A 25,374-nucleotide genomic window follows, 5' to 3' on the forward strand; every position below is an offset into this window, starting at 1 on the left:
TCAATCAGGGTTAACCTGTCGTTTCGATGAAGGTAGATAAACACGCCCATGGTTAAAGAACCCTTTCCCGCTCGTGAAATTAACCAAAAACCTTCACCACGTTTTTCGGACGCAAAAAAGCCGCCGGTTTCCCGGCGGCTCTCGAACTCAGTTTTGGTTGTACTCTTAGCGGAAGAGCTGGAGGATGCTGTCGGAGTTGGAGTTCGCGATCGACAGCGACTGGATGGCCAGCTGCTGCTGCGTCTGCAACGCCTTGAGCTTGGTGGACTCTTCGTTCATGTCGGCATCGACCAGCTTGCCAACGCCCGAGTCGATCGTGTCCATGAGGTCGGCGACGAACTCGTCCTGCATGTCGATGCGGGAGTTGGTGGCGCCGAGGGTCGCGGCTGCGTCGATCATCTGATCGAGCATGTCGTCGACGACGGAGATCATGTTGTCGATCTGGTAGTCGGCCGTCGAAGACGACAGGGTGATTTCGGTGCCGCCCTGGGTAACCGAGCTGTCGTCGGTCGCGATCAGGAAGTAGGAGCCGGTCGCCGTGGTCGTGCCCGTCGCATAGGACGTGAAGTTGGCGGCCGTCAGAATGCCGTTGGCCGTGGTCTTGTTGTCGATCAGGGTCGATTCGCCGGTGTCGTAGCTGATCAGGCCGACGGAGACGCTGCCCGACGAGTCGCGAACGAACGAGCCGACCATGTCGACGGTCGCGTTGGCGGTCGAGTCGTTGTTGTACAGCCAGTTTTCGCCCGAGAAGGAAGCCGATTCGGAGATCGACGACAGCTGGGACTTGAGCTCGGTCAGTTCCGAGTTGATCTTGTCTTTGTCGACGCCCGGTTCGCGGGCGGCCACGAGCTTGGCCTTGATCTCGTTGACGACTTCGATCGACGCATTCAGACCGGTGTAAGCGGTGTCGGTCTTGGCGGCGGCGAGACCGAGCGCGTCCTGAACGGTGCTCATGGCGGTCTTGTCGGAACGCATGGTGGTCGCGATCGACCAATAGGCGGCGTTGTCCTTCGCGGTGTCGACGCTATAGCCGGTGGACACAGCGTTCTGTGTATCTTCCATGCTGCTGTTGATGGAGCGCAGCGTGTTGAGTGCCGCCATGGCGGACGTGTTGGTGACGATAGAACTCATTTGAGTGTCCCTTTTTAACGAGTTACAGGATTAGGGACATGCCGGGCTCGATTTCCTTACCGGTCACGATGTTCGGCCTCATGCCATTCGAAGCGTCTCCCTCAAGACCTTCGATCACCGTGTATGAGGGGAGTATCGGGGCCCAGTACTTTCGAAAACCTTAAACGAGACATTTCCGCCGACGCCGCCGCGAAGTATGGTTAACAAACGGAAAACGGGGCCCTTTCGCGCCCCGTTGTTTATTTTCTGATCATTTCGCTCGTAAATCTTGCGTCAGTTGAAAGACCTGACCAGGCTTCCCACCAGCAGGTTCCAGCCGTCGATCAGCACGAAGAAAAGGATCTTGAACGGCAGTGAGATCGAGGTCGGCGGAAGCATCATCATGCCCATCGCCATGGTGATGGTGGCCACGATCAGGTCGATCACGAGAAAGGGAAGAACGATCAGGAAGCCGATCTCGAACCCGCGGCGAATTTCGGAAATCATGAAGGCCGGCACCAGCACGCGGAGGTCCGGAGCCCCTGCGGTGGCGGCGGTCTGTCCCTTCTCCGTCGCGATATCGGCGAAGAGCTTGAGATCCTTGTCGCGGGTGTTGGCGGCCATGAAGTCCCGGAATGGCACGGAGATCCGGCGCAGGGCCTCCGTTTCGTCAATCTGCTCGGCCAGAAGCGGCTGAACGCCGTCCCGCCAGGACCGCTCCAGCGTCGGCGACATGACGAAGAATGTCATGAAGAGCGCCAGGCTGGTGAGAATCATGTTGGACGGCGTAGTCGCCAGGCCCATGCCGGAGCGCAGAATCGAAAAGGCGATGATGAAGCGCGGAAAGCTTGTCACCATCACCAGAATTCCGGGCGCGATCGACAGGACCGTCAACAGCCCGAAGACGCGAATGATCCAGCTGGCCGCCGAGCCGCTGACCGGCGTGTTGAAAATGTCGGGCGCCGCCGTCTGCGCAAGCGCCGCGCCGCCGGCGGCGATCGCGATCGTCGCGGCCAAAGCGATGACGACTGTTTTCCTAAGGGCGGTCATTCGATCACAAAGGTCCTGAACATGATTTTCTCGACCTTTCCTTCCGACAGGAGATCAGCCCTCTCCTCCAGATCTTCCTTGAGATACTGGAACCCGCGCGGACCCTCGATCTGCTGCAGCGTCACGGTGCGCAGATAGCGTGCGATATCCTGGTTGATCGTTTCTGCGATCTTCACATCCGGCTTGTCCTTGAACAACAAGGCGACCTCGAGCCGTATCCATCGGTCGGCCGGAAAAGCGAGATTGGTGGTGATCGCCTCGAGCTGCACCACGCCGTTTTCCTCGGTCGAAATCGCAGGCAGGCCCTCGCCTTCCTTTTTTCGCCTTCGGCCTTCTTTTCCGCCACTGGCGGTTTCGGCGCGTTCACCGCCGGGGCGAGCATGCCGCCGAGAAACCATCCGGCGCCGGCGGCGATCACGGTGACGACCACCACCGGAACGATGGTCATCACCAGGCCCGACTTCTTTTTCTCGACCGGAGGTTCTTCCGCAATATCGACCATTTCGTCTCCTCAGACCCGGCGCGCGACAGATTTCGAACCGTCAGAACACGCCGAAGATATCGACGGCCTGCTGGCCGACGGGCGGGTTCTGGATTTCCGACAGACGACCGCGGCCGCCATAGGAGATGCGGGCTTCGGCGATCTTGTCGTAGGACAGCTTGTTGTCGGCATTGACGTCCTGCGGACGCACGATGCCGGCGAGATTGAGCACGCGGATTTCCTGGTTGACCCGCACTTCCTGCGAACCGCTGATCAGCAGATTGCCGTTGTCCAGCACCCCGGTCACGACCACGGCGAGTTGCAGCGACAGCTTTTCCTTGCGCTCGATGGAGCCGTCGCCGGTCGAAGACGACGAAGAACTGTTGCTCATTTCCCCATTCACATCGACGTCGGCAATGAGGCCCGTGTTCTTGACATTATAGTCCTTGGACCATGAGCTGTCGCGGCTGCGGTCGGTCTTGTTGTCGAAGGTCGCCGAATCGTCGATTTCGATGGTCACCGTCAGGATATCGCCGACCTTGAGGGCGCGCGCGTCTTTGAAGAGCGCAGCCTTCGAATCGCTCCACAGGGAATAGCCCGTCGCGATTTGAGCCGGTTGCTTGGGGTATTGTCCCATTTCGTTGTTCTTGGTGAATTGCAGGCCGGTGCCGATAGGACTCATGGCAGGCGCTCTGTTGAGCTCCTTGACCGACTTTGCGTTGCATCCCGCGACGACGACGAGGCCCGCCAACAAAAAGAGTTTATAATTCATGACGGGTCTCTCGATGTACTGCGATTGCCGGCCGCGGAAATGATCGATGCGACCATCGCCGCCTGCTTGGCTTCCATCTCGGTCAGGATCAGGCTCGACTGACGCGGGCTGAGCTTCATGATGATCGCCGACGACAGGTTCGGGTCCATGAGTTCGAGCTGCTGGGCAGCAGCGTCCGCGGCCATTTTCTTATAGATTTCGACGAGACCGGCCTCGGCCTGTTTGGAGAAGGCGTCACGCTTCTTCATCCATTCCTCATACTCCGCCTTTCGCGTTTCGAGGATCGTGATGCGGTCGTCGACCTGCGCCTGGAGCTTTTCGAGCTCGATCTTCTGAAGGGCGAAGCGCTGGTCCCGCGCGGCGTCGGCGATATTGGCGCAAAAGGCGCGGATCTCTTCGCGCGCCGTCTTGACCGCCGGCTTCGGCGCGGATTTTTCGTGGTTCTCTTCCGCCGACATCGCCGCCATGGGCCCGATGCCCAGGCAGAGGCCGATCACCACGCAGGTTTTTGCGATGGTCTTGGACAGTCCCGTCATTCCGGTCATTGCAACACCAACTCCGCCTGCAGCGCGCCCGCCTGCTTGATGCCCTGGAGAATGGCGATGATGCCGTCAGGCTTCACGCCGATCGAATTCAGTCCCGAAACCAGGGTCTTCAGATTGGAGCCCTTGATGATCGCCACCTTGCTGTTGGCTTGCTGCGCGATGATGTCCGTCTGCGGCTGCACCGCCGTCTCGCCGTTCGAGAACGGCAAAGGCTGCACCACGGTGGGGTTTTCGCTGACCTGAACCGTCAAGGTGCCGTAGCTGACCGCCACTTCGGAGATCCGGACATCGGCGCCGATCACGATCGTGCCGGTGCGCTCGTTGACCACCACCTTGGCCGGCGTGTCGGTGTCGATGGGAAGGTTCTCGATCTCCGCCATCAGTCGGGCGAGATCGGCGCGACGCGGCTTTTCCACGACCACTTCCTGGGAATCGTTCACCGTGGCGATCGGCCCGCCATAAGCCTGGCTCGAGAATGCGTTGATCGCGTCGGTCATGCGCACCGCGGTCGAAAAATCCGGGTTGCGCAATTGCAGGACGAGATTGACCGAATCCTTGAAGCGGGACGGCAGGGGACGTTCGATGATCGCGCCGTTGGGCACGCGGCCGGCGGTCGCCACGCCCTGCGTCAACTGGGTGGCGTCGCCGGTGGCCGAGAAGCCGGAGACGATCAGCGGGCCCTGCGCCACGGCGTAGATCTGCCCGTCCGCGCCGGTCAGCGACGTCATCACCAGCGTGCCGCCGCGGAGCGACGTGGCGTCGCCGAGCGAGCTGACGGCGACATCCATGCGGCTGCCTGGGCTCGCGAACGGCGGCAGCGTAGCGGTGACCATGACCGCGGCGATATTCTTGGACCGGTTTTCGCCGCCCTGGGTGGAGATGCCGAGATTCTGCAGCATCGCGCGGAGCGATTGTTCGGTGAAAGGTGAAGAGCGGAGACTATCGCCCGATCCCTGCAGGCCTACGACGAGACCGTAACCGATCAACTGATTGTCGCGGCCGGCCTGCAGCGACGCCACGTCCTTGATGCGGGCTGTGGCCGCCGCATGCGACGGCGCCGCAGTCGACAAGGTCATCAGGCTGGCCAGGATCAGGGCGAGGAGTTTCTTCATTTCTGCACCACGAGGATCGAACTGTCCGGTCTGACCGTGCCGGAGATGATCACGCCGGTGTCGGTGTTGCGGACCTTGACGAGGTCGCCGACGACGCCGTCGTTGAGCGGCGTGCCGGCCGCGGTGATCTTCAAGCCGCCGCTGTCATAGACCAGCACGATCTTGTCGCCGCGACGCACCGTCCACGCTTCGCGCAGCGAACCGAGCATGATCGTCCGGTTGGGCAGAAGCGTTCTCGTCGTCACCAGACCGGCGACATCGGACAGCTTCTGCGCATAGCCCGGCGCAATGTTCGGATTGGTCACGGGTACGGTTTTCACCTGGCTCTCGGTGATCTCCTGGCCGGGATAGATGATCTGAGTAGGGACGACCGCCATGCCGAAGTCAGCAGCCGTCGCCGAGCCCATCATCGCCAGGGACGCGAAGGCGAACGCCAGCGTCTTCAGCCCATGTCTCTTATGCCGCATGTTTGCCATCATGGTCGTCCGCTCCTCCTTACTTCATGCTCTGGCTCACCGTCTTGGACATCTCGTCCGCGGTGGTGATGACCTTGGAGTTCATTTCGTAGGCGCGCTGGGCCGAGATCAGGTCGGTGATTTCCTTGACCGAATCGACGTTGGAGCTCTCGAGATAACCCTGCTTGACATAACCGAAGCCCGCGTCGTCGCCGACGCCGACGATCGCGGCGCCCGAGGCGGTGGTTTCCTGATAGAGGTTGCCGCCGAGTTCCTTGAGGCCCGCTTCGTTGACGAAGTTCGCGAGCTGGATCTGGCCGAGCTGCTGGGGCGCAGTCTGGGCGCCGATCGTGGCGTAGACTTCGCCCGACCGGTTGATAGTGATCTGGGTGGCGTCGTTGGGAACAGTGATGGTGGGGATGACGAGATAGCCGTCGGCAGTCACCAGCTCGCCGTTTTCATTTTTGTTGAAGGCGCCGTCGCGCGTGTAGAGCGTCGTGCCGTCGGGAGCCTGGATCTGGAAGAAGCCGCGCCCGACGATAGCCATGTCGAAGTCGTTGCTGGTCTCGCTGAGATCGCCCTGCTCGAACAGGTTGCGCACCGCCGCGGTCTTGACGCCGAGGCCGATATTGATGCCTTCCGGCACCGTCGCCTGGTTCGCAGTGTTGGCGACGCCCGCCGCCCGATCCGTCTGGTAGAGAAGATCGGTGAATTCGGCGCGCGCGCGCTTGTAGCCCGTCGTGTTGATGTTCGCGATGTTGTTCGCGATCACCTCGAGATTGGTCTGCTGTGCGTTCATGCCGGTCGCGGCGATCGATAGCGCTCTCATTCGTTACCCTCAGATGTTCATCTTCACGATGTCGAGATAGGCCGAGACAACCTTGTCGCGGAACGCCATCGCCGTTTGCAGTGTCTGGTCGGCGGTCATGACGGTCTCGACGACCTCGCGAACGCTGGCTTTGCCGAGCATGCCGTCCATGGACTTGGTTTCGGCGGCCTTCAGATTATCGACGAAGGACGCGCCGATATTGGACATGAAATCCGTGAAGCTGGCGCCTGCCGCGCCGGCTTCCATAGAGGGCTGGGTCGCGGCGGTCTCCGCGATCTTCTTGGTTTCGGACGCCAGGGAGGCGCTCAATGCGCTGATAGGTTCAATCATTGCGAGGACTTCAGAAGATCGATGGTTGCGGAAATCAGATCACGTGTCTGACGAATGGATTGCAGATTGGCCTCGTAGGAGCGGTTGGCTTCCCGCATGTCGGCCATTTCGAGCAGGACGTTCACGTTCGGATATTTCACGATGCCGTTGGGGTCGGCGGCCGGATTGCCCGGCTCGTATTCGGTGAGGAAATCCGACGTATCGACGCCGATCCGCTTCACCTTGACCTTCTCGACGCCGGAAGTGCGGTCGAGTTCGTCCGAGAAGCTGATGGTCTTGCGACGGTAGGGATCGGCGCCTGGCGTGTCGCCTGTCGAACGCGCATTCGCGAGATTTTCCGACACGACGCGGAGACGCGTCGACTGGGCGGAAAGACCGGAAGCGGAAATCGTGAGGGAATCGGAAAGCGGATCCATGGATTATCCCTTCCTCACGGCCATCAGAAGCATCTTGTTGAAGGCTTTGACGACGGCGGTGTTGAGATCGTAATCGCGGCGGATCTGGCCTTGCTTCATAAGCTCTTCGGACAGGTCGACGGAGTTTCCGGACAGTTTGGCGACCGCCTTCTTGTCCTCGTCGGACTGGACCACGTAGGTCGCGGCCGGCGTGTCGGTGAAGTGCCGCGCATTGGTGGCGGCCATCGGCGTCGCCTGATTTTGCAACACGAATTCGAAGGGCTCGACGTCTTTGGCCCTGAAGGCCGGCGTGTTGGCGTTGGCGATATTTCCGGATACGGCGCCTTGGCGGACCGAAAGCCATTCTGCCTGTCGCGACGCCAATTCAAATAGTTGAATCGGTTGCATGGGTGTTCTCCGTCTTCATGACCGAACTTTTGTCTTCATGACACCACGGACCATAGAGGGAGAATCTTGCGCGGGACTTGTCCCAAAAGCCGCAATTTTCAGGGTTCGCCGGAAAACGCGAAAAGGGCGGCACCGGCCGCCCTTTCCCACTTGCCCGTCCTTGAACGGCGCGTCAGTTGCCCACGCCGTAGACCGTTCCCTTGTCCGTCACGACGACCCATTTGCCCTCGCGCTGTTCGAGCGCCGCCACTTTGGACGCGTCCGGCAAAAGCGAGCCGGGCTGCACCAGGTAGACCCCGCCTTTGTCTTCGATCATGGCGCGACCATTGGCGACATGGAGGACCTTGAACCTCATGGCGTCGCCCGGAAAGGCCTGGTCGAGAGCGGATGCGGCGCCGTCGTCGCCGATATCCTTGCCGATGTCGGGGACGGAGCCGGTGATGATCTTCTCGCCGGCCAGCGGGTCGCCGCTCTTCTCGTCGCGGTCCACGATCGCCGCTGGCGAGGGATTGACGATCGCCCGACCCGCCCATTCGGGAAGATCGCGGGACAATTCTTGCACCGCGACGCGTATGCCGAACTTGTCCTCGTTGAAGAAGACATACCAGGGGAAAAACGCTGCGGTCATCGCGAGCGCTGCGCCCGACCAGCCAATGATGCGGTCCACGGTCCAGAAAGGCTTGCGCAACGCCTTCTTGGGCGGTTCGACGGGTTCGTCGGCGTCAAAATCGGTCATTGTCACCTCGGGCGCCCGTTGGCGCCGTTACCCGGCTGGTTGGCGTTCTTCAGAGCCGAGGCCAGATCGGCGAAGGCGTCGCGCGCCGGCCTTTCCCCAGGGGTCTGCTTCAAAATTTCATAGATCGGCGGCACCTGCTTGACCGCCATGTCGAGGTCGGGATCCGCGCCGGCGCGATAGCCGCCGATCAGGCGAAGATCCCGCGTCTCCTCGAATTTATGGATGAGCGTCTTCAGGCGAGACACCAGTTTCTCCTCGTCCGGCGTCCACGCCTTGCGGGCGAGACGCGAGATCGATGCGAGCGGATCGACGGGCGGGTACCGCCCCTCTTCCGCCAGGGCGCGATCGAGCACGATATGGCCGTCGAGAATGCCGCGGGTCGCATCGGCGATCGGGTCGTTGTGGTTGTCGCCGTCGACGAGGATCGAGATGATCGCCGTGATCGCGCCGGCGCCTTCCTGTCCGGGGCCCGCCCGTTCGAGCAGTTTCGGCAGTTCGGTGAACACGGATGCGGGATAGCCGCGAGCCACAGGCGGCTCGCCCGACGCGGTCGCCACCTCGCGGATCGCATGCGCGAAACGGGTGACGCTGTCGACGATCAGCAGGACGTTCTTGCCTTCGTCGCGGAAGTGTTCGGCGATGGTGACGGCCGAGAGCGGCGCCATCTTGCGCAGCATCGGGCTCTCGTCCGATGTCGCGACCACCGCCACGGATTTCTTTAGATGCGGCCCGAGCGTGTCTTCGATGAATTCGCGGACTTCACGGCCGCGTTCGCCGACCAGCGCGATGACGACGCGATCGAAAGCGTCGGCGCGGGCGAGCATCGACAGAAGCGTCGACTTGCCGACGCCGGACCCTGCGAACACGCCGAGACGCTGACCGTGGCAGAGAGGCGCGAAGATGTCGATCGCCCGCACCCCGGTGCGAAACCCTTTCGAGACGCGCTGGCGCGTCATCGACGGCGGCGCCGTATTGGAGATGGAACGGGCGACGCGACCTTGCGCGATCGGTCCGAGACCATCGATCGGTTCGCCGAGCGAATTGACCGTGCGGCCGCACCAGCTGTCGTCGGGATTGAGGCGGAACGCTCCGCGTTTCAGAATGATGTCGTCGATGCCGATGGGATCGCCGGGTTCGATGGGGCAGACATAGACGAGATCCGGCTCGACGCGAACCACCTCGCCGAGATGGATGCCGGACTCGCTGCGATGGGCGACGAATTCTCCCAGGCGCACATGACGGGACAGCCCCGTCACGGTGTAGTGGCCCGCCGCGATGGTCTTGACGCGCCCGGCATGCGCCACCAGCGCGCCGGGCTGGTTGAAGCGCTGGAACAGGGCGCCGATGGCGGCCATTCGGTCGCCGGTGGTCCCCGTCTTGTCTTGCATCGCCCTATCCATTCAAATCCGCCCGGTCAGGACGCCCCGCCCAGTGTCTTGATTGCGCCGGTGAGCGAGTTTTCGTTGTCTCTCATCAGCTGGGTGACATAGTCGAATGTCCGCTGCACGGTGATCATTTCGGTCATCTGCTTGAGCGGGTTGACGTTGGCCTGCTCGACGTAACCCTGCAGCACGCCTGCGTCGGGGCGGTCGACGACCGGCTGCGGCGCTTCGCCCGGAATCACGGCCGTGTTTCCGGCGCGGATGAAGTTGGCGCCGATATTGGCCGACATCAGCCCGAGCGTCGCGACCGGTCTGCCATCCTGATAAAGTATACCGTCGGTGGAGGCCGTCGGCGGCCCGCCCTGGGCGTTGAGCTGGATCGGCGCGCCGCCGGCGTCGAGAACGGGGTAGCCTTCCAGCGTCACGAGATCGCCGGTTTCCAGCATCGAAAAGCGACCGTCCCGCGTCACGGCGTTGCCGGATGGAGAGGCCACATGAAACCAGACGTCGCCCTTGGCGGCGAAGTCGAGCGGGTTGCCGGTCTGGGTGATGGCCCCGTTGTCGGTGGAGAGAAACTCCTCGCCGGGAGACACATAACCGACGCGGGCGCCCTCCGCCTTGGTCATGACCTCGTCGAACTTCACCTGCGTGGCGCGAAATCCGACCGTATTCATATTGGCCAGATTGTCGGCGATCGTATTGAGCCGCTTTTCCAGCGACAGCTGCGACGACAGCGCAACGTAAAGACTCGTTTCCATGCTCGCCCTCTGACCGGGTCTCATACCCGGCGTAACACTGCCTCGAGCGAAAGCCGCGCACGCCGCGACTCTCCTTGTTTGGCGAAAGCATGTTCGGGCTCGCTTGCGCGAACCTGTCGCCGCAGCGCGGAAATCCCGCAGGGCGCCCAACAGCTTCACACAAGCAAGAAACCGTATCCAAAGCTGGATTTATTGTGAGATCAGCGCGGGCGGCGTCGTATGAACATCATTATCGGCTTGGTCATTGTTTTCGGCTGCATCATCGGCAGCTTTCTTGCGACGGGCGGCCATCTCGAGGTGCTCTGGCAGCCTTATGAATTCCTCGTCATCATCGGTTGCGGCCTCGGCGCCTTCATCGCCGGAACGCCGATGAAGGTCATCAGGACTCGGGCAAAGCGATCGGTGAGGCGTTCAAGAATTCGGTTCCCAAGGAACGCAACTATCTCGATACGCTCGGTTGCCTCTATGCGCTGATGCGCGATCTGCGCACCAAGTCGCGCAACGAAATCGAAGCGCATATCGACAATCCCGACGAATCCATCATCTTCCAGAATGCGCCGTCGGTCCTCAAGAACAAGGAACTGACCGCTTTCATCTGCGACTATGTCCGACTGATCATCATCGGCAATGCGCGCAGCCATGAAATCGAGGCGCTGATGGACGAGGAAATCCAGACGATCGACCACGACAAGATGAAGGCCTTCACGCAGTTGCAGAACATGGGCGACTCCTTCCCGGCCATCGGCATCGTGGCCGCCGTTCTCGGCGTCATCCACGCCATGGGCGCGATCACCGAACCGCCGGAAGTTCTGGGACACCTGATCGGCGCGGCTCTTGTCGGAACGTTTACCGGTATTCTACTTTCCTACTGCATCATGAATCCGCTGATCTATATGATCAAGGCCGTTCGTAGTAAGCAGCTTCGTCTGTATGTGATCGTCAAGCAGACGCTGATCGCCTATATGAACGGATCGGTTCCGCAAGTTGCTCTCGAATACGGCCGCAAGACCATTTCCTCCTACGAACGTCCGTCGATCGACGCGGTCGAGCAGGAAATGATGAATCCGGGCGGCGGCGGCGAAAAGGCGGCATGATGACGGAGGGTGTGGCAATGCGCACGCGAGCGCCGGCGATAGATCCCAAGATCTACGCCCTGCTGACAGGAGAGCTGGGCACCAACCAGGCGGTCTCCAAAGTGTGCCTCGAACTCGGCCAGGTCCTGACTGCTTTCCTTCCCGATCTCGTGGAAATGGAAACGCAGCAGAAGATGAGCTTCTATTTCGAGCGCTGCGAAACCGGTTACAAGAACGAACTGATTTCGGAAATGGCCCCGGGCACGGTGCTGATGGACGGATCGCTGAAGAACTGGTGTCCGGACTTCACCATAGCCTGCTCGTCTTCGGCGATCATCGCCCTGGTGGAAACCCTGATGGGCGGGGATCCGTCCACGCTCGGCAATGTCGAGGCGCGGCCGGCCTCTTCCATCGAGCTCGAAATGGCGCCGCTGATCATGGAGAAGATCGCCCAGGTGATCAAATCCGCCGTCGACGCGCCCGGCAATTACGAACCGATCCTGACCCGGCCGGTCAACCTCAAGAACCGTCCCAAGCCAGCCGAAGACTATGTCGACATGTTCGCGGCGCTGATCAGGATGAAGATCGAATTCGGCAGCCTTACGTCCTTCTTCGAAGTCGTCATCCCGCAAAAAACGCTGCTCAAGACCAAGGTGCGGGCTCCGACGGCCAGCGCCGCGGCAAAATCGGTGAACGATTGGGCCGACATCCTCGAAGACCAGGTCAAGCGCTCGGACGTAAAGGTCGAGGCGCGCATCCATCTCACGCCGCTGACGCTCGGCGTCATCGCAAAGCTTCAGCCCGGCGACGTGATCCCTTTTCTGGACACGGACGATGTCCGCGCTCAGGTCAGCGCCAACGGGCGCGATCTCTACAGCTGCGAATTCGGCCGGGCCGGCAACAACTACACCGTTCGGGTCAAGGAGTCGTCTGGTTCCGACCAGGACCTCCTGAGGGATCTGCTCTCCTGATCAGGCTCAGAAAAGCCTTGCGCAAGATTTAACTGGAATGATGATCGTATGGCACCGAAGAAAGCAAAAATCGAAGACGAAGCACTCGAAACCGGCGATGCAAACGCCGAGCTCGATCAGGCGATCGACGACCTTCGCGGCGTTCTGAAAGCCGACGAAGCCGGCCTCTCCGATTTCGGAGAGGATTTCGGCGCAGAATTCGGCGGCGGAGACGCCGGCGTGGATACGCCGATGGGGACGAATTTCGGCGGCGGTGCCGATTTCGACGGCGGCGGCGGCTTCGGCGGCGACTTCGGTGATTCGGCTTTCGGCGGCGACGACTTCGGAAGCCGCGCGTCGATGGGCGCGTCCGCCGAGCCCGGCAGCGCGCTGCATGCGAACCTGGATCTGATCAAAGACATCCCAATTGATGTTCAAATCATTCTAGGAACTAGCAAAATGCAGGTTTCCGGCTTGATGAATCTGACCGAAGGGGCCATTATCGCCCTTGATCGGAAAATTGGCGAACCGGTCGATCTGATCGTCAATGGAAGGCTCATCGGGCGTGGTGAAATCACCGTTTTGGAGAATGATGAAACCCGTTTCGGCATCAAACTGTTGGAAGTTAAACCGAGCGGCAGGCCTTAGAGTATCAGAGTTACAAACCGGAATGATTCCGGGGAGCGTCGATATGTTCGACTTCGACAGTTTTGAGACCACGTCTGCGAGCACGCTGACGCCGCCGGAAAAGGCGGCGGCGGTTCTGCTCGCCATGGGCAGACAGGTCGCAGGAAAATTACTTAAATATTTTACTCAAGCCGAATTGCAGGTCATCATCCACTCGGCCCAGCGGCTGCGTCAGATTCCGCCGAACGAATTGATCGACCTCGTCAACGAGTTCGAGGATCTGTTCACCGAAGGCGCCGGCCTTATGGACAACGCCAAGGCGATCGAAGGCATTCTCGAAGAGGGCCTGACGCCCGATGAAGTCGACGGCCTGCTCGGCCGGCGCGCCGCCTTCCAGGCTTACGAAACGACGATCTGGGAGCAACTGGAAAGCGCAGAACCGGCATTCGTCGCCAAATATCTGATCAACGAGCATCCGCAGACCATCGCCTATATCATGTCGATGATGCCGTCCTCGGCCGGCGCGAAGGTGCTGCTGGAAATGCCGGAAGCGCGCCGCGCCGATATTCTAAACCGAACGGTCAACCTCAGGGACGTCAATCCCAAGGCCGTCCAGGTGATCGAGAACCGCGTGCAGGACATCATCCGCGACCTCAACGCCGAGCGCAACGCGCCGGGCACCATGAAGGTGGCGGAACTGATGAACGAACTCGAGAAGAACCAGGTGGAAAACCTGCTCGATTCGCTCGAAGCCATCAGCCAGGAAGCCGCAAAGAAGGTGCGCCCGAAGATCTTCCTGTTCGAAGATCTGTTGGTCATGCCGCAGCGCAGCCGCGTCATGCTGTTCAACGACATCGCCGGCGACGTCATCACGATGGCGTTGCGCGGCGCATCGATGGACATCCGCGAAGCCGTGCTGTCCTCGATCGGCGCGCGTCAGCGCCGCATGATCGAATCGGATCTCGGCGCGCCCGACACGACGGCCAATCCGCGGACGATCGCGATCGCCCGTCGTTCGATTGCGCAAGAGGCGATTCGGCTCGCCGCCAACGGCCAGATCCAGCTCAAAGAATCCGGAGCGGTCGAAGCGGCCTGACGAAAGTAGACGGCCATGGCTGAAGACGCCGACAAAGACAGTAAAACGGAAGCGCCGACCCAGAAGCGTTACTCCGAAGCCGCCGAGAAGGGCAATGTGCCTTTCTCGCGCGAGATTACCGTCTTCGCCTCCACGCTCGGCATCTATGTCTATTTCGTATTCTTCCTGCCCAGCGGCGTCTCGAAGCTCTGGGACACGCTGCGCGGGGTGTTCGAAAAGCCGGAGCAATGGCGCTTCGAAACCGGCACCGACATCGTCGCGCTGTTCGGCCGCGTCTTCTGGGAATCGGCCGCCATCGTCACGCCGGCGTTCATCCTCATGGCGACGTTCGGCATCGCCGCCTCGATTCTACAGAATCTCCCGACACCGGTTCTCGAACGAATCGCCCCGAAATTCTCGCGTCTCAATCCGGTGAGCGGCTTCGGCCGCCTTTTCGGCATGCCCGGCATGGTCGAATTCGGCAAATCGCTGATCAAAATTCTTGTCGTCGGACTGGTGGTCGGCCTGAGCCTCAGATCGGAATATTTCAAATCGCTCGACGCGATGTATGCGGATCCAGACTTTCTCCTCAAGCGTCTGTCGTCGGATGTCAGGACGATCCTGGTCATCATCCTGTTCTCGGCGGCGATCATCGCCATCGCGGACTATTTCTGGACTCATCATCATTGGTATGAAGAGCTCAAGATGACCAAGGAGGAAGTCAAGGAAGAGCGCAAGCAGACCGACGGCGATCCGATGATCAAACAGCGTCAGCGGTCCTTCGCCCGCGATCTCGCGCGCAAACGCATGATCAGTTCGGTGCCGCGAGCGACGCTCGTGATCGCGAACCCGACCCACTATGCGGTGGCCCTGCGCTATGTGCGCGACGAGGATCCGGCTCCGGTCGTGGTCGCCAAAGGAACGGACCTCATTGCCCTCAAAATACGCCAGGTGGCCGAAGAGAACGGCGTTCCGGTGTTCGAAGACCCCCTCTCGCTCGCTCCATGTTTGCGCAAGTCTCGGTGGATACTGTCATCCCGCCGGTCTTCTACAAGGCCGTCGCCGAACTGATACAACGCATTTATGCGTCCAAGAATAAAGCCAGACGGGTTCACTGAAAACGATGAAAAAAGCCCTTTCTCCATCGAACACGAAAAAATCGTGGCCGAGGCGTTGCGTCCCGTTGCAACAGAACTCAGGCTGATCGACGCTGCAGACCTCGTTTCGCTGCTGCGCTACGAGCGCTGGGGCAATATCGCGGATCTCGTCAATTCAGCGGCGGAACTCTATTTCCTGCCCGGCACAATCCGCTTCGGCATCGGCGGCAATTACGAGATGGACTGGAACAAGCTGCCGCAAATCTCGCTCGACCTCGAAATCATGGCCGACGCGGTGACCGTCTATGCGCAATTGTCGCTGACCGACGAGTTGGCGGGCATCGAGATCAACCATATCGCCTTTCATGAAGCGAATGACGATCCGGATCAGGATACGGCGCTCCTCGCCGAAAGCCTGCAGCGGGCACGCTTCATCACGCCGAAAATGCAGGCGCTCGAGGCGCATCCCACCAGCGCCCTGCAATAACGGCCGACATCGCGAATTCAGGCGATATAGCCGAGGCGATGGCCTTGGCGATCGCCTGAATACGATTGACCGAATCGAGTTTCACCGTGGCGGACGACAGGTAGGCGTTGACCGTGTGCACGGATAGACCGAGCTGCACGGCGATCTCCTCGCTGACCAAGCCGTCTCCGGCGAGCTGCAGGCAGGCGATTTCACGGCTCGACAGCACCTCGTCGGGCGCCGATCGGCGTTCGTCGAGCGTCAAGAGATCCATCATCAACTGATGTGATCGGGCGTGCAGATCGAGAATCGTCTCCCAGGCGAGATCGAGGTAATTGGCCGAAAACACGATGAAGCCATTGCCCATCGATCCCAGTCGAACCGGAAATGCGATTCCGCAAACCGGCAGGCTGCGCTGCTTAATCCGGCTCACGAAGCCGGTGAAATCCGGCGTCTCCGCAGTCTGCGCCTCTCCCAGTCCGTTCCAAAGCAGCGGCAACGACGATGTCTCGAGATGATCGAGGAACTCCTGGCTGTAATGCTCGAGGATCGAGGCCGCGGCGATCTGGTTGTCGGACTGGAAATTGTCGAGAATGCAGGCCAGCTTCCGCTTGCTGGGAAGACCCGAATTGTTGGTCTTGAAGACCGCGAAATTGCGGGCATGCGCGGTGCGCTGCATGGACACCAGCCTCGGAAAGAAATCCGAACGGCTGAGCGAACGGATGTTTCGCTTGCCGCCGCCATCCATGCCGGTCTTGCCATCCTTCACAGGCGCCGCTCCTCAAACAAGATTGTGTCGCACGGCATAGGCGATCGCCTCCGATCTGGTGCGGGTGGCGGTCTTGCGCATCACGCTGGTGATATAATTGTTGATGGTGTTCTTGGAGATGCCGATGATGGTGGCGATCTCGTCGCTCGTCTTGCCCTCGGCGATCCAGTAGAGACATTCCAGTTCGCGGTCGGTCAGATCCATGTCACGGGCGCTGCGGACCGCATCCCTGAACATGAGGCTGGCGAGGTAGCCGGCCAGAAGTCCCGTTTCCCGCAATCTCTGCTGCGACAGGATCACATCCGGCGGGCAGATGAACATCAGGCAATAGCGTGTCCGTCCGGCATTGAAGATGATCGTGCAATATTCGCGCCCCGACTGATCGGCGCCGTTCTTGTCGTCGACCAATAGGGAAAAGGCGGGGTTGAGCACGGACAGGCATTTCTCCAGCTCGGTGCTTCGCGACAGTCGCGCCAGGAGTTCGCGCCCGCGATTGCGAACGAGGTCGAACGGCCAATTTGAGGAAATGATGTTGTCGAGACCGGCTTCGCTGTTCAATTCATGACGGGCCAGCAGATACCCCTCCGCTCCGACATAGTCGCAGAGCGCCATTGCCGCGGAGGCGACGTCCTGGGCCGATATGCTTCTGTTCAAACGGTCCAGCATCTGGTCCGCGCTGATCGTGCCATTCACATGCGCCCGGACCGAGCCCGACGCTTCTGTCAACGATCCGCTGTCGCTTTTAGCGGTCACTTCACCACCCGGTCGGTTGCCGCGGGCCCGCGAAGAAAACGCTGCCCCGTTCATTGTCGTCATCACGATAGATCCGAACGCCTTCATGGTGAAACTGATTCGACCCCGAATACAATTTTTTAATCCTCCGGCTCAAGTAGCCTCACGATTTTCAGTGGTTTCCGAAGCCGCTGCAAACAGAAAACGCCGGCGCGAGGCCGGCGTTATTGTCGTTTCGATTTTTTGGGTTAGGCCGCTTGTTCCGGAATCGCCCACTTGCGGAGAATTTTGGCGGCTCTTTCTTCGCTGATCTCCACCATGCGGCCCAGTCGGCGCTCGGGACCTTCCTTGACCCGCTTGGCGAGTCCGGAGCCGTCGTCCTCTCCGGGGTTGAGGATGTCGTCGGTCGAATCGAAGCCGAAGTCGGAACCGAAGCCGTCCATGAGAGTGGCGCCCGGTCCGCCGACCGTCGGCGGCGAGAAGTCCGGCAGTTCCAGTCCGGCGCTTTCGCCGATGGGAACCGAGCCAGGGGCGCCGAGGGCCGCCGCGCCGAGTTCGGGACCGCCGATCGCCTTGATGAGCGGACGGAAGCCGAGCCAGACGATGAGGAAGGCGACGGCGACGAAGGCCAGCGCGTTGATCATGGTGCCCATGTTGCGCATGAAGATGTCCGCGAAGGATTCGGACGTCGCCGCTTCGTTCAGCAACTGGTTGTCGAGGAAGTCGATCGCCGAAACATTCACCACGTCGCCGCGCGTCGAATCGATGCCTGCCGCCGAGGTGACGATCTTCTGCATTTCCGCGACGATCTTGTCGAACTTCGCCTGATCGAAAGGCTCGCCGGCTAGCTTGGCGATGCGGCCGCGATTGACGACCACGGCGATCGACAGCTTGTCGATCGTATAGCCGTTGCGAACGGTGGCGACGGTCTTCTGGTTGATCTCGTAGTTGGTCTGTTCTTCCTTCTTGTTCGCCTGATCCGACGACTTCGGTCCGGCGCCGGCGCTCTCGTTGCCCTGGGGAACGTTCTGTTCGACCGTCGTCGCCTGCTCCTGGGACACCTGTTCGGACTTCTGGTCCTCCTTGGTGACGCGAACGGAGCGTTCGACCTTGGATTCGGGGTCGAAGATGGTTTCCTGGATCTGCTGGGCGTCTGTATTGAGCTTGGCGGTCACCGACGCGCGGAAATTGTCCATGCCGAGGAAAGGCGCCAGCGCATTGTCGATCTTGCTTTCGATTTCCTGCTGGACGTTCTGAACGATGCCGAGCGAGCGGTTCAGGGAACTGCTGGACGGATCGTCGCCGGATGCGAGCAGTTGGCCGGCCGAATCGAGGATGGTGACGTCGTCGACGTTCAGGCCCGGAACGGCGGAGGCCACCAGATGCCGAATGGAGGCCGCGGCCTGGCGGCCGACCTGTTCGGAGGCGCGAATCATGACGGACGCCGTCGGCTTCTGTTCCGACTGGCGGAAGGAGCCTCGATCGGCCATGACGATGTGAACGCGCGCGGCGTTGATGCCGTTGATGGTTTGGATGGTGCGGCCGATTTCGCCTTCCAACGCCCGAACCCGGGTGACTTCCTGCATGAAGGAGGTCAGGCCGAGCGATCCGACATTGTCGAACAATTCGTAGCCGGCGTTGGCGGAATTCGGAAGGCCGCGTTCGGCGAGAAACAGTCTCGCTTTTCCGGTCTGGCCGACGGGCACGGAGATTGAGCCGCCATCGGTTCCGACCTGATAGTCGAGCCCGCCTTCGGCGAGCGCGATTCCCACCTGATTGAGATCGGAAGCTTCGAGACCAACATAGAGGGTTTCATACCCTGGCTTGTTGACATAGTAGCTGCCGACGAGGATCGCCAGGAGGGTCAATCCGAAGATTGCGCCCAGGGCCACGAGCTTGGTCATGCCCAGCGACGTCAGGTTCTTGAGTATAGCTGTAAGCTGATTCAACAGATTCATTCTGTTCCCGCGAAGTTAAGCGCCACGAGGTCAAGGTATCATTCCTTGCCTACACTCTATGGCTTCAAACTTGCGCGAGGGTGATGTCGGGAGGTCAGCGGCCTCCGGATCTCCTACCCATTTTTCGCCCTTCCCCACGGGCCCGCATCAGCGGCGTCAGAACAGATCGCAGTCTCCCGCGGTCTTGATGATCGGCTGTGAATGGCCGCGGCGAGTGCCTCCGGAAAGGGCGCGCTGCATGTCCGCCAGCTTGACCAGGTTGAGCGCCGTGGTGATGTCGACCAAGGTTTCCTCCGGGATGGACGCCGTCACCGTATCGATGAACTCCGCGAGACCGCGGGTTTTCTGGACCGCGAGATCGATGCCCTGCAGAACCATCATGCGATCGGCCGCGTCCATGAAGTCCACGCCGTTCGAATTGGTCAGGAAGGGTTCGATGCGTTCGATCAGATAGGCGACGTCGTGCAGTTCGGAAACCACCCGCATCAGGATTTCTGGCAGCGACTCTTCGATCTCGGCCGTATGCGATACTACACTCGAATGCATGGCGTGATCCTTCCAGATCAGAAAAACTCGATCGACGACTCGGCGGGCTTCGGCGCTGGCACGGGGCGCGTTTCGAGCTGCACGGTCCGCTGCGTTTCGGCGCCGGTCAGCGCATATTGACGTGCCCGGCCGGAGACCGGCCAGAATTCGAGCTTGCGACCGGCGTCGCCGCCGGTCGACGCGCCTGCAATCTTGATGCCTTCGTCCTTGAGGAAGCGCATCGCGAATTCCGCGTTCTGCTGGCCGACATTCGAAAAGGACGCGATCGTCTTGGCGCCGCCGAAGATTTTCGCTTCGAGACGGTCGCGACGGGCGCCCTGCTTCAGCAGGCCGTTGATCAGCAGTTCCATCAGATGCACGCCGTAGCGGGATACGTCGCCGCCCTGCGCCATGGCCTCGGCGGAGCCGGGAAGGAGAAAGTGGTTCATACCACCGACGCCGACCACCGGATCGCGCAGACAGGCGGCGACGCAGGAGCCGAGCACGGTGGACAGAACCACATCCGGATCGCGCGAGACTTTCCACTCGCCTTGGATTACGTGAACTCGCTTGAAGCCATCGCTCATTTCAGGGATCCGAACACAGCCTCGATGGCCGCTTTCATCTTTTCGATGGTGAAAGGCTTGGCCAGGACGTTGTTGGCTCCCATCTGCGCCGCTTTCTGGACGAGCGCGCGGTCGCCCTGGGCGGTCAGAATGATGAAGGCAGCCTTCTTCGTGGCCGGGTTCGAACGGACGGCCTGCAGAAGTCCCAGGCCATCCATCTTCGGCATGTTGAAGTCCGAGATGACCAGGTGGTGAGGCTGCTGGGCCATGATCTGTGCGCCCTGTTGCCCGTCGCCGGCTGCCGTAATCTGCTTGAACCCGAGCTGGGTCAAAGCGTCACTGAGAAGCAAGCGGCTCGTTACCTGATCATCGACAATAAGGACTTTGATTTTTTCAGCGATAGACATCAGTCGCTCCCTTCTTTTCGGGCGGCAGTAAGTTTCAATATTTCTTCCCCGATGGCCGTCAGCGGAAGCTGCGTTTCCACAGCGCCGAGTTCGAAAGCACGCGGGGCATTCCATAGACCACGCAGGTCTTTTCATTCTGGCCGACGGTGCGCGCTCCGGCGTGACGCATCTTCAGTAGTCCCGATGCGCCGTCGCGGCCCATGCCGGTCAGGATGACGCCCACCGCGTTGCGTCCGGCAAGTTCGGCCACCGAATCGAACAGGACGTCGACCGAGGGGCGATGTCCGTTGACCGGCGGCTTCTCCAGCAGACGGCACACGGGCGCGTGGGCGTTTGCGACCGTCATGTGACGCTCGCCCCCGGAGCAAGATAAACGCGGCCGATTTCGAGCCGGGCTCCATCGGTCGCTTCCTGCACCTGAGGCGCACAGAGGCGGTTCAACCTTTCCGCGAAACTTTTCGTAAAGGTTGACGGCATGTGCTGGGTTATGACAGTCGGCGGGCAATTAACCGGAAATTTCTTAAGAACTTCTATCAGAGCCTCCACGCCGCCTGTGGAAGATCCGATCGCCACGACCTTGCGTCCGACCCGGTAGTCCGACGGTACTGCATTGATGTTGGCGGCCGGCGCCGGGTTCGCCGGTTTGCGCATGTATTGATAGCGATAGCTCGACTTGGCCGCCGCCTTGACCTTGTCGATCAGTTCATGGAACGGACGCGTATCGCCGGGAGCCGGCTTGCCGATGCAATCGAACGCGCCGATCTCCAAAGCCGCGATGGTGGCTTCCGCGCCGCGATGCGTCAGCGACGACACCATGATCACCGGCATGGGGCGAAGCTTCATGATCTTTTCGAGAAAATCGAGCCCGTTCATGTCGGGCATTTCGATGTCGAGGGTCACGACGTCGGGATTGAGTTCCTTGATGGCGGCGCGCGCCTCCATGGCGTCGCGGGCCTGCCCGATCACATTCACGTCGGGGTCGGAATTCAACACGGCCGAAATCAGCCCCCGCATCGTGGGAGAGTCGTCGACGACGAGTACGCGTGCTGGCGCCATCAGGTCTTCCTCCCCCTGACTTGCCGATGAACTTGTAGGTCGTGATTCCGGTATTGTCGAAGAAGGCCTTGGCCTCGCCCGATACGCGCTCGGAATGACCGATATAGAGATGACCGCCGTCGGTGAGAAGATCGGAGAAACGGTTCCAGATGCGGACCTGGGTCGGTTCGTCGAAATAGATCACCACATTGCGGCAGAAGATCACGTCGAACTTGCCCTTGAACGGCCAATTGGCCATGAGGTTGAGCTCGTTATAGGTGATCAGCCGCTTGACGGTGTCGCTGACCTGCCATTTCTGCTTGCCGTCGATATTCACCTCGGAGAAATACTGCTTGCGCATCTGCGGGCTGACGGTCTCGAGCGAACTGGCGTCATAGGCTCCGAGCCGGGCCGCGGCGAGAATCTTCGGATCGATATCGGTGGCGAGGATCTTGAAGTCGTAGTCGGCGATGTTCGGCATCACCGACAGCGCCGTCAACGCGATCGAATAGGGCTCCTGGCCATCCGAGGAGGCGGCGGACCAGATGCGCGCGCGTCCGCCCGATTTCAAGCGGCTGATCATGCCCGGCAGAACTTCGGTGCGCAGATGGTCGAAATGGTGGTTTTCACGAAAGAATCGCGTGAAGTTGGTCGTCAGGAAAGACAGCATTTCGCGGCGCTCGGCCGCGCCGTTCGGCGACGACACGAGTTCGCAATAGGTGCGGAAATCCCGAAGGCCCAGTTGCCGGATATGCTTGGACAGCCGCGAATAGACGAGCGAAGCCTTGGTCTCGTTGAGATAGATGCCCGCATCCGAATAGATCATCGCGGCGATCTCGGAGAGATCGCGGCGCGTCAACGGGAACTCACCCCTGCGAGGATCTCTTCCTGATTACGGCGCGGGTCAATGGCTAAACTCATGGTCACGCAGCTTCGCTTTCACTCTCGTGGAACAGGGCTTCCAGTTCCATCAGGCAGATCATTCTCCCTTCGATCGCGATGATGCCGCGAGCAAAGGATCGTTCGAGATCGGAGGCGATCTCCGGCGTTGGCTGGATCAGGTCGTCCGTCACCGTGAGGATGTCGGACACCGCGTCCACCAGCAGACCAACGATCTTGTCCCTCATCTGGGCCACGATGATGACGTGGCGCGCTGTAGGTTCGGCCGGCTTCATGCCCAGCCGGGCCGAGAGATCGATGATCGGCAGGACTGCCCCGCGCAGGTTGATCACTCCGCGCATGTAAGACGGCGTGTGCGGCATGGGGGTGGCAGGCGTCCATCCACGGATTTCGCGGACGGACATGATGTTCACGGTAAACTCCTGATCGCCGATCCGGAATGCGATGAGCTCGCGACCTTGCTGCGAAATGGCTTTTGCTGTGTACGACATTCTGACGAACCCATACTCCTCACATCATCTTCAACCCGTCGCGGCGAGCGCGCTCTCCGATCTCAAGGACTGACCTCGGGAAGCTGCGACCACCGCGTCCACGTCCAGGATCAACGCCACCCGGCCGTCGCCGAGAATGGTGGCGGCTGCGATGCCCGGAACATGCGTGTAATTGGCCTCGAGACTCTTGATGACGACCTGGCGCTGACCCTGGATCGCATCGACCATCAGCGCGCGCTGACCGCCGCCTTCCGACTCCACCAGCAGCGCGACGCCATCCACCGGATTGGCCGAATTGCTGCGATAGTTGAGGATACGGCCGACATCGACCAGCGGGCAGAACGAATTGCGGATAGCGATGAGTTTCTGATGGGCGCCGAAGGAGTGGATGGCGCTCGCCTCCGGCTGCAGCGTTTCCACGATCGCGGTCAGCGGCACGACCAGCGTCTGGTTGGCGACCGTCACCACCATGCCGTCGAGGACGGCCAGCGTCAGCGGCAGGCTCATGATGAAGGTCGAGCCCTGCCCCGGGCGCGACTGGATCGAGATGCGGCCGCCGAGCGCCTGGATGGAGCGCTTGACGACGTCCATGCCGACGCCGCGGCCGGACACGTCGGTGATCTTGTCGGCGGTTGAGAAGCCCGGCATGAAGATCAGATTATCGATTTCCTCGTCCGACAGATTGGCGTCGGCCGGGATGAGGTCGTTGTCGATGGCCTTCTGCTTGACCTTTTCGCGGTTGATGCCCGCGCCGTCATCCGACAGTTCGATCAGGATGCGACCGGAGCGATGCTTGGCGGTCAGCTTCACGGTGCCTTCGGCCGGCTTGCCGATGGCGGCGCGCTTTTCCGGGCTTTCGATGCCATGGTCGACCGAATTGCGGATCATGTGGGTCAGCGGCTCGGCGAGCTTGTCGATGACCGTCTTGTCGACTTCGGTGTTTTCCCCTTCCGTAACCAAACGGACGGACTTGCCCACCATGTCGGCGACTTCGCGGACGATGCGCGACATGCGCTGGAAGACTGGTTTGACCGGCTGGGCGCGGATCGCCATGACCGAATCCTGGATCTCGCGGGTGAGCTGCTGGAGCTCGTCGAGGCCCATATTGATGCCCTGGGTGCCGGTCGAGTCGTTCTCGATGACGCTCTGGGCCAACATGGCCTGATTGATGACGAGCTCGCCCACCAGGTTGATGAGGCGGTCGACGCGATCGAGATCGACGCGGATGGTCTGGTTGGCGCCGGCGGCCGAATTGGCGTCGGCGGCTTTCGCGGCGGCGGCGGCGGGCTCGCGCTTTTCAGCGGCGGGGGCTGCGGCGCGCTCGACCTTGGCGACGACTTCCGACGCGGCGGCGGCGGTCTGCCTGGCCATGGCGGCGGCGGCGGCCATCTCCTCTTCCGCGTGATGATCCTCGATCATCACGGCGGGCTCGTCGTCCTCAAGGATGCTGAGATCGAACGGAATGGGCACCATCGGCAATTCTTCGGCTTCTTCGTTGCCGATGCCTTCGCCGTCGCCCAATTGCCTGATGTCGAGTTCGCAGTCCCATTCGGCGAATTCGAACACCTGACGAACGGCGTCTTCGCCCTTGTCGGTCTTCAGCCAGACCTTCCAGGAGAAGTAGGCGTTTTCCGGCTCCATCTGGTCGAGAGCCGGGAGCGTGGTCATGTCGCAATGCAAGCTCATGTCGCCGAGGCGGCGCAGATCGCGCAGCAGCAGGGCGGCGTCGTTTCCCTTAGTGTAGAGCTCCGTGCGCGGCTTGAAGTTGATCTCGAAGGTCGGCGCGACGGCTTCGGGTTCGTCGCCGAAATCGTCGAAGGAGAACGGGATCGGCTGAAAGCCGCTGTCATCGGTCGGCGCAGGCGCGGCGGCCGCCGGCTTGGGCGCAGGCGCCGCGGCCTTGGGCGCGGGAGCGGCCTTCGGAGCGGGCTCCGCCCCGCCGGCGCTCGGCAGGGGCTCGCCATGGGCGAGCGCTTCGAGATCCTTCACGAGACCCGAGGTCCGGCTCGGATCGACCGAGCTGCCGTCGCGGGCGGCGTTGGTCAAGTCGGCCAGCGCATCCGCCGACTTGAGCATGACCTTCATGACATCGGGACCGGGATCCAGCTTGTTGGAACGAACGCAATCCAGAGTCGTCTCGAACACGTGGGCGAACGCCACGAGGTCGTCAAGACCGAAGGCGCCTGCGCCGCCCTTGATGGAGTGGACGGCTCGAAAAACGGCGTTGACCGTTTCAGGATCCGTGTCTCCATCATTCATCTTGAGCAGACCCGATTCCAGTTCCGCGAGCTGTTCCTCGCATTCCTGGAAAAAGATCTCTTTGATTTCGTTCATATCCAT

Annotated in this window: 24 protein-coding genes and 6 pseudogenes; 6 read left to right on the forward strand and 24 right to left on the reverse strand. The window is 61.0% G+C overall.

All coding sequences use genetic code 11. The features are described from left to right. Positions 1–165: 165 nt before the first annotated feature. The 14 genes and pseudogenes from H2O14_RS08295 to flgF all read right to left on the reverse strand — a co-directional run bounded on the left by H2O14_RS08295 (position 166) and on the right by flgF (position 10,363). Entirely contained in the window at positions 166–1,131 is a 966-nt protein-coding gene (locus H2O14_RS08295; RefSeq protein WP_182827271.1) for a flagellin, read from the reverse strand. A 273-nt stretch (positions 1,132–1,404) separates the two neighbouring features. After that, the gene (gene fliP, locus H2O14_RS08300; RefSeq protein WP_182827272.1) at positions 1,405–2,160 is read right to left on the reverse strand and encodes a flagellar type III secretion system pore protein FliP; all 756 of its coding nucleotides are present in this window, start codon (positions 2,158–2,160) and stop codon (positions 1,405–1,407) included. Continuing rightward, positions 2,157–2,662 (reverse strand): annotated as a pseudogene (locus tag H2O14_RS08305) (flagellar basal body-associated FliL family protein). The gene fliP and the pseudogene H2O14_RS08305 overlap by 4 nt, the downstream one beginning before the upstream one ends. A 40-nt stretch (positions 2,663–2,702) precedes the next feature. After that, on the reverse strand, positions 2,703–3,413 hold the full coding sequence (flgH, locus tag H2O14_RS08310) for a flagellar basal body L-ring protein FlgH (RefSeq protein WP_182827273.1): 711 nt from the start codon (positions 3,411–3,413) through the stop codon (positions 2,703–2,705). Continuing rightward, positions 3,410–3,949 (reverse strand): MotE family protein, encoded by a 540-nt coding sequence (locus tag H2O14_RS08315; RefSeq protein WP_182829309.1) that lies wholly within the window; start codon positions 3,947–3,949, stop codon positions 3,410–3,412. Before H2O14_RS08315 ends, flgH begins: the two co-directional genes overlap by 4 nt. A 5-nt stretch (positions 3,950–3,954) precedes the next feature. After that, on the reverse strand, positions 3,955–5,070 hold the full coding sequence (locus H2O14_RS08320; RefSeq protein ID WP_182827274.1) for a flagellar basal body P-ring protein FlgI: 1,116 nt from the start codon (positions 5,068–5,070) through the stop codon (positions 3,955–3,957). After that, the gene (gene flgA, locus H2O14_RS08325; protein WP_246697328.1) at positions 5,067–5,537 is read right to left on the reverse strand and encodes a flagellar basal body P-ring formation chaperone FlgA; all 471 of its coding nucleotides are present in this window, start codon (positions 5,535–5,537) and stop codon (positions 5,067–5,069) included. The genes H2O14_RS08320 and flgA overlap by 4 nt, the downstream gene beginning before the upstream one ends. 28 nt (positions 5,538–5,565) lie before the next feature. Further along, positions 5,566–6,354, reverse strand: coding sequence for a flagellar basal-body rod protein FlgG (flgG, locus tag H2O14_RS08330; RefSeq protein WP_182827276.1), 789 nt, complete (start codon positions 6,352–6,354; stop codon positions 5,566–5,568). A 9-nt stretch (positions 6,355–6,363) separates the two neighbouring features. Continuing rightward, the gene (locus H2O14_RS08335) at positions 6,364–6,684 is read right to left on the reverse strand and encodes a flagellar hook-basal body complex protein FliE (protein ID WP_182827277.1); all 321 of its coding nucleotides are present in this window, start codon (positions 6,682–6,684) and stop codon (positions 6,364–6,366) included. Next, positions 6,681–7,100 carry a flagellar basal body rod protein FlgC gene (flgC, locus tag H2O14_RS08340; RefSeq protein ID WP_182827278.1) on the reverse strand — a complete coding sequence of 140 codons (420 nt, stop codon included), beginning with the start codon at positions 7,098–7,100 and terminating at the stop codon, positions 6,681–6,683. Before flgC ends, H2O14_RS08335 begins: the two co-directional genes overlap by 4 nt. Positions 7,101–7,103: 3 nt before the next feature. Beyond that, the gene (gene flgB / locus H2O14_RS08345) at positions 7,104–7,487 is read right to left on the reverse strand and encodes a flagellar basal body rod protein FlgB (protein ID WP_182827279.1); all 384 of its coding nucleotides are present in this window, start codon (positions 7,485–7,487) and stop codon (positions 7,104–7,106) included. A gap of 172 nt (positions 7,488–7,659) precedes the next feature. Further along, positions 7,660–8,223: a flagellar protein gene (locus H2O14_RS08350; protein ID WP_182827280.1), complete on the reverse strand. Its 564-nt coding sequence runs from the start codon at positions 8,221–8,223 to the stop codon at positions 7,660–7,662. Between the two features lie 2 nt (positions 8,224–8,225). Next, the gene (gene fliI / locus H2O14_RS08355; protein ID WP_246697558.1) at positions 8,226–9,578 is read right to left on the reverse strand and encodes a flagellar protein export ATPase FliI; all 1,353 of its coding nucleotides are present in this window, start codon (positions 9,576–9,578) and stop codon (positions 8,226–8,228) included. A gap of 59 nt (positions 9,579–9,637) precedes the next feature. Further along, positions 9,638–10,363, reverse strand: a complete 726-nt coding sequence (flgF, locus tag H2O14_RS08360) for a flagellar basal-body rod protein FlgF (RefSeq protein ID WP_182827282.1) — start codon at positions 10,361–10,363, stop codon at positions 9,638–9,640. 219 nt (positions 10,364–10,582) lie between these two features. On the opposite strand from flgF, the pseudogene motA reads away from it, so the two are divergent. The 6 genes and pseudogenes from motA (at position 10,583) to H2O14_RS08390 (ending at position 15,672) form a co-directional block, all read left to right on the forward strand. Then, positions 10,583–11,457 (forward strand): annotated as a pseudogene (motA, locus tag H2O14_RS08365) (flagellar motor stator protein MotA). Between the two features lie 17 nt (positions 11,458–11,474). After that, the gene (locus H2O14_RS08370; RefSeq protein ID WP_182827283.1) at positions 11,475–12,407 is read left to right on the forward strand and encodes a FliM/FliN family flagellar motor switch protein; all 933 of its coding nucleotides are present in this window, start codon (positions 11,475–11,477) and stop codon (positions 12,405–12,407) included. A 48-nt stretch (positions 12,408–12,455) separates the two neighbouring features. Beyond that, the gene (gene fliN / locus H2O14_RS08375; RefSeq protein ID WP_182827284.1) at positions 12,456–13,034 is read left to right on the forward strand and encodes a flagellar motor switch protein FliN; all 579 of its coding nucleotides are present in this window, start codon (positions 12,456–12,458) and stop codon (positions 13,032–13,034) included. Between the two features lie 43 nt (positions 13,035–13,077). After that, the gene (locus tag H2O14_RS08380) at positions 13,078–14,109 is read left to right on the forward strand and encodes a flagellar motor switch protein FliG (RefSeq protein ID WP_182827285.1); all 1,032 of its coding nucleotides are present in this window, start codon (positions 13,078–13,080) and stop codon (positions 14,107–14,109) included. A 15-nt stretch (positions 14,110–14,124) separates the two neighbouring features. Continuing rightward, positions 14,125–15,206 (forward strand): annotated as a pseudogene (gene flhB / locus H2O14_RS08385) (flagellar biosynthesis protein FlhB). After that, positions 15,172–15,672 carry a hypothetical protein gene (locus H2O14_RS08390; protein WP_182827286.1) on the forward strand — a complete coding sequence of 167 codons (501 nt, stop codon included), beginning with the start codon at positions 15,172–15,174 and terminating at the stop codon, positions 15,670–15,672. Before flhB ends, H2O14_RS08390 begins: the two are co-directional and overlap by 35 nt. A 17-nt stretch (positions 15,673–15,689) precedes the next feature. Here H2O14_RS08390 and visR read toward each other — a convergent pair. From visR to H2O14_RS08440, 10 genes and pseudogenes are all read right to left on the reverse strand, one after another. Further along, positions 15,690–16,399 (reverse strand): annotated as a pseudogene (visR, locus tag H2O14_RS08395) (transcriptional regulator VisR). Positions 16,400–16,432: 33 nt separating this feature from the next. Then, the gene (gene visN / locus H2O14_RS08400) at positions 16,433–17,086 is read right to left on the reverse strand and encodes a transcriptional regulator VisN (protein ID WP_182829310.1); all 654 of its coding nucleotides are present in this window, start codon (positions 17,084–17,086) and stop codon (positions 16,433–16,435) included. Positions 17,087–17,400: 314 nt separating this feature from the next. Then, positions 17,401–19,110 carry a flagellar basal-body MS-ring/collar protein FliF gene (gene fliF / locus H2O14_RS08405; RefSeq protein WP_182827287.1) on the reverse strand — a complete coding sequence of 570 codons (1,710 nt, stop codon included), beginning with the start codon at positions 19,108–19,110 and terminating at the stop codon, positions 17,401–17,403. A 156-nt stretch (positions 19,111–19,266) separates the two neighbouring features. After that, positions 19,267–19,656, reverse strand: coding sequence for a hypothetical protein (locus H2O14_RS08410; RefSeq protein WP_182827288.1), 390 nt, complete (start codon positions 19,654–19,656; stop codon positions 19,267–19,269). Positions 19,657–19,673: 17 nt separating this feature from the next. Further along, entirely contained in the window at positions 19,674–20,222 is a 549-nt protein-coding gene (gene cheD, locus H2O14_RS08415) for a chemoreceptor glutamine deamidase CheD (protein ID WP_182827289.1), read from the reverse strand. Further along, positions 20,219–20,608, reverse strand: coding sequence for a response regulator (locus H2O14_RS08420; RefSeq protein WP_137156717.1), 390 nt, complete (start codon positions 20,606–20,608; stop codon positions 20,219–20,221). Before H2O14_RS08420 ends, cheD begins: the two co-directional genes overlap by 4 nt. Continuing rightward, a pseudogene (locus H2O14_RS08425) lies at positions 20,608–21,667 on the reverse strand (chemotaxis response regulator protein-glutamate methylesterase). Before H2O14_RS08425 ends, H2O14_RS08420 begins: the two are co-directional and overlap by 1 nt. A gap of 7 nt (positions 21,668–21,674) precedes the next feature. Continuing rightward, positions 21,675–22,564: pseudogene (locus H2O14_RS08430) on the reverse strand (protein-glutamate O-methyltransferase); the annotation flags it as partial. Between the two features lie 2 nt (positions 22,565–22,566). Next, positions 22,567–23,034 carry a chemotaxis protein CheW gene (locus H2O14_RS08435; RefSeq protein ID WP_182827290.1) on the reverse strand — a complete coding sequence of 156 codons (468 nt, stop codon included), beginning with the start codon at positions 23,032–23,034 and terminating at the stop codon, positions 22,567–22,569. A 30-nt stretch (positions 23,035–23,064) separates the two neighbouring features. Further along, complete coding sequence (locus H2O14_RS08440) at positions 23,065–25,374, reverse strand: chemotaxis protein CheA (protein WP_182827291.1); 2,310 nt, start codon at positions 25,372–25,374, stop codon at positions 23,065–23,067.

It is taken from the genome of Rhizobium sp. G21, assembly GCF_014158035.1.
Lineage (GTDB): Bacteria > Pseudomonadota > Alphaproteobacteria > Rhizobiales > Rhizobiaceae > Rhizobium_E.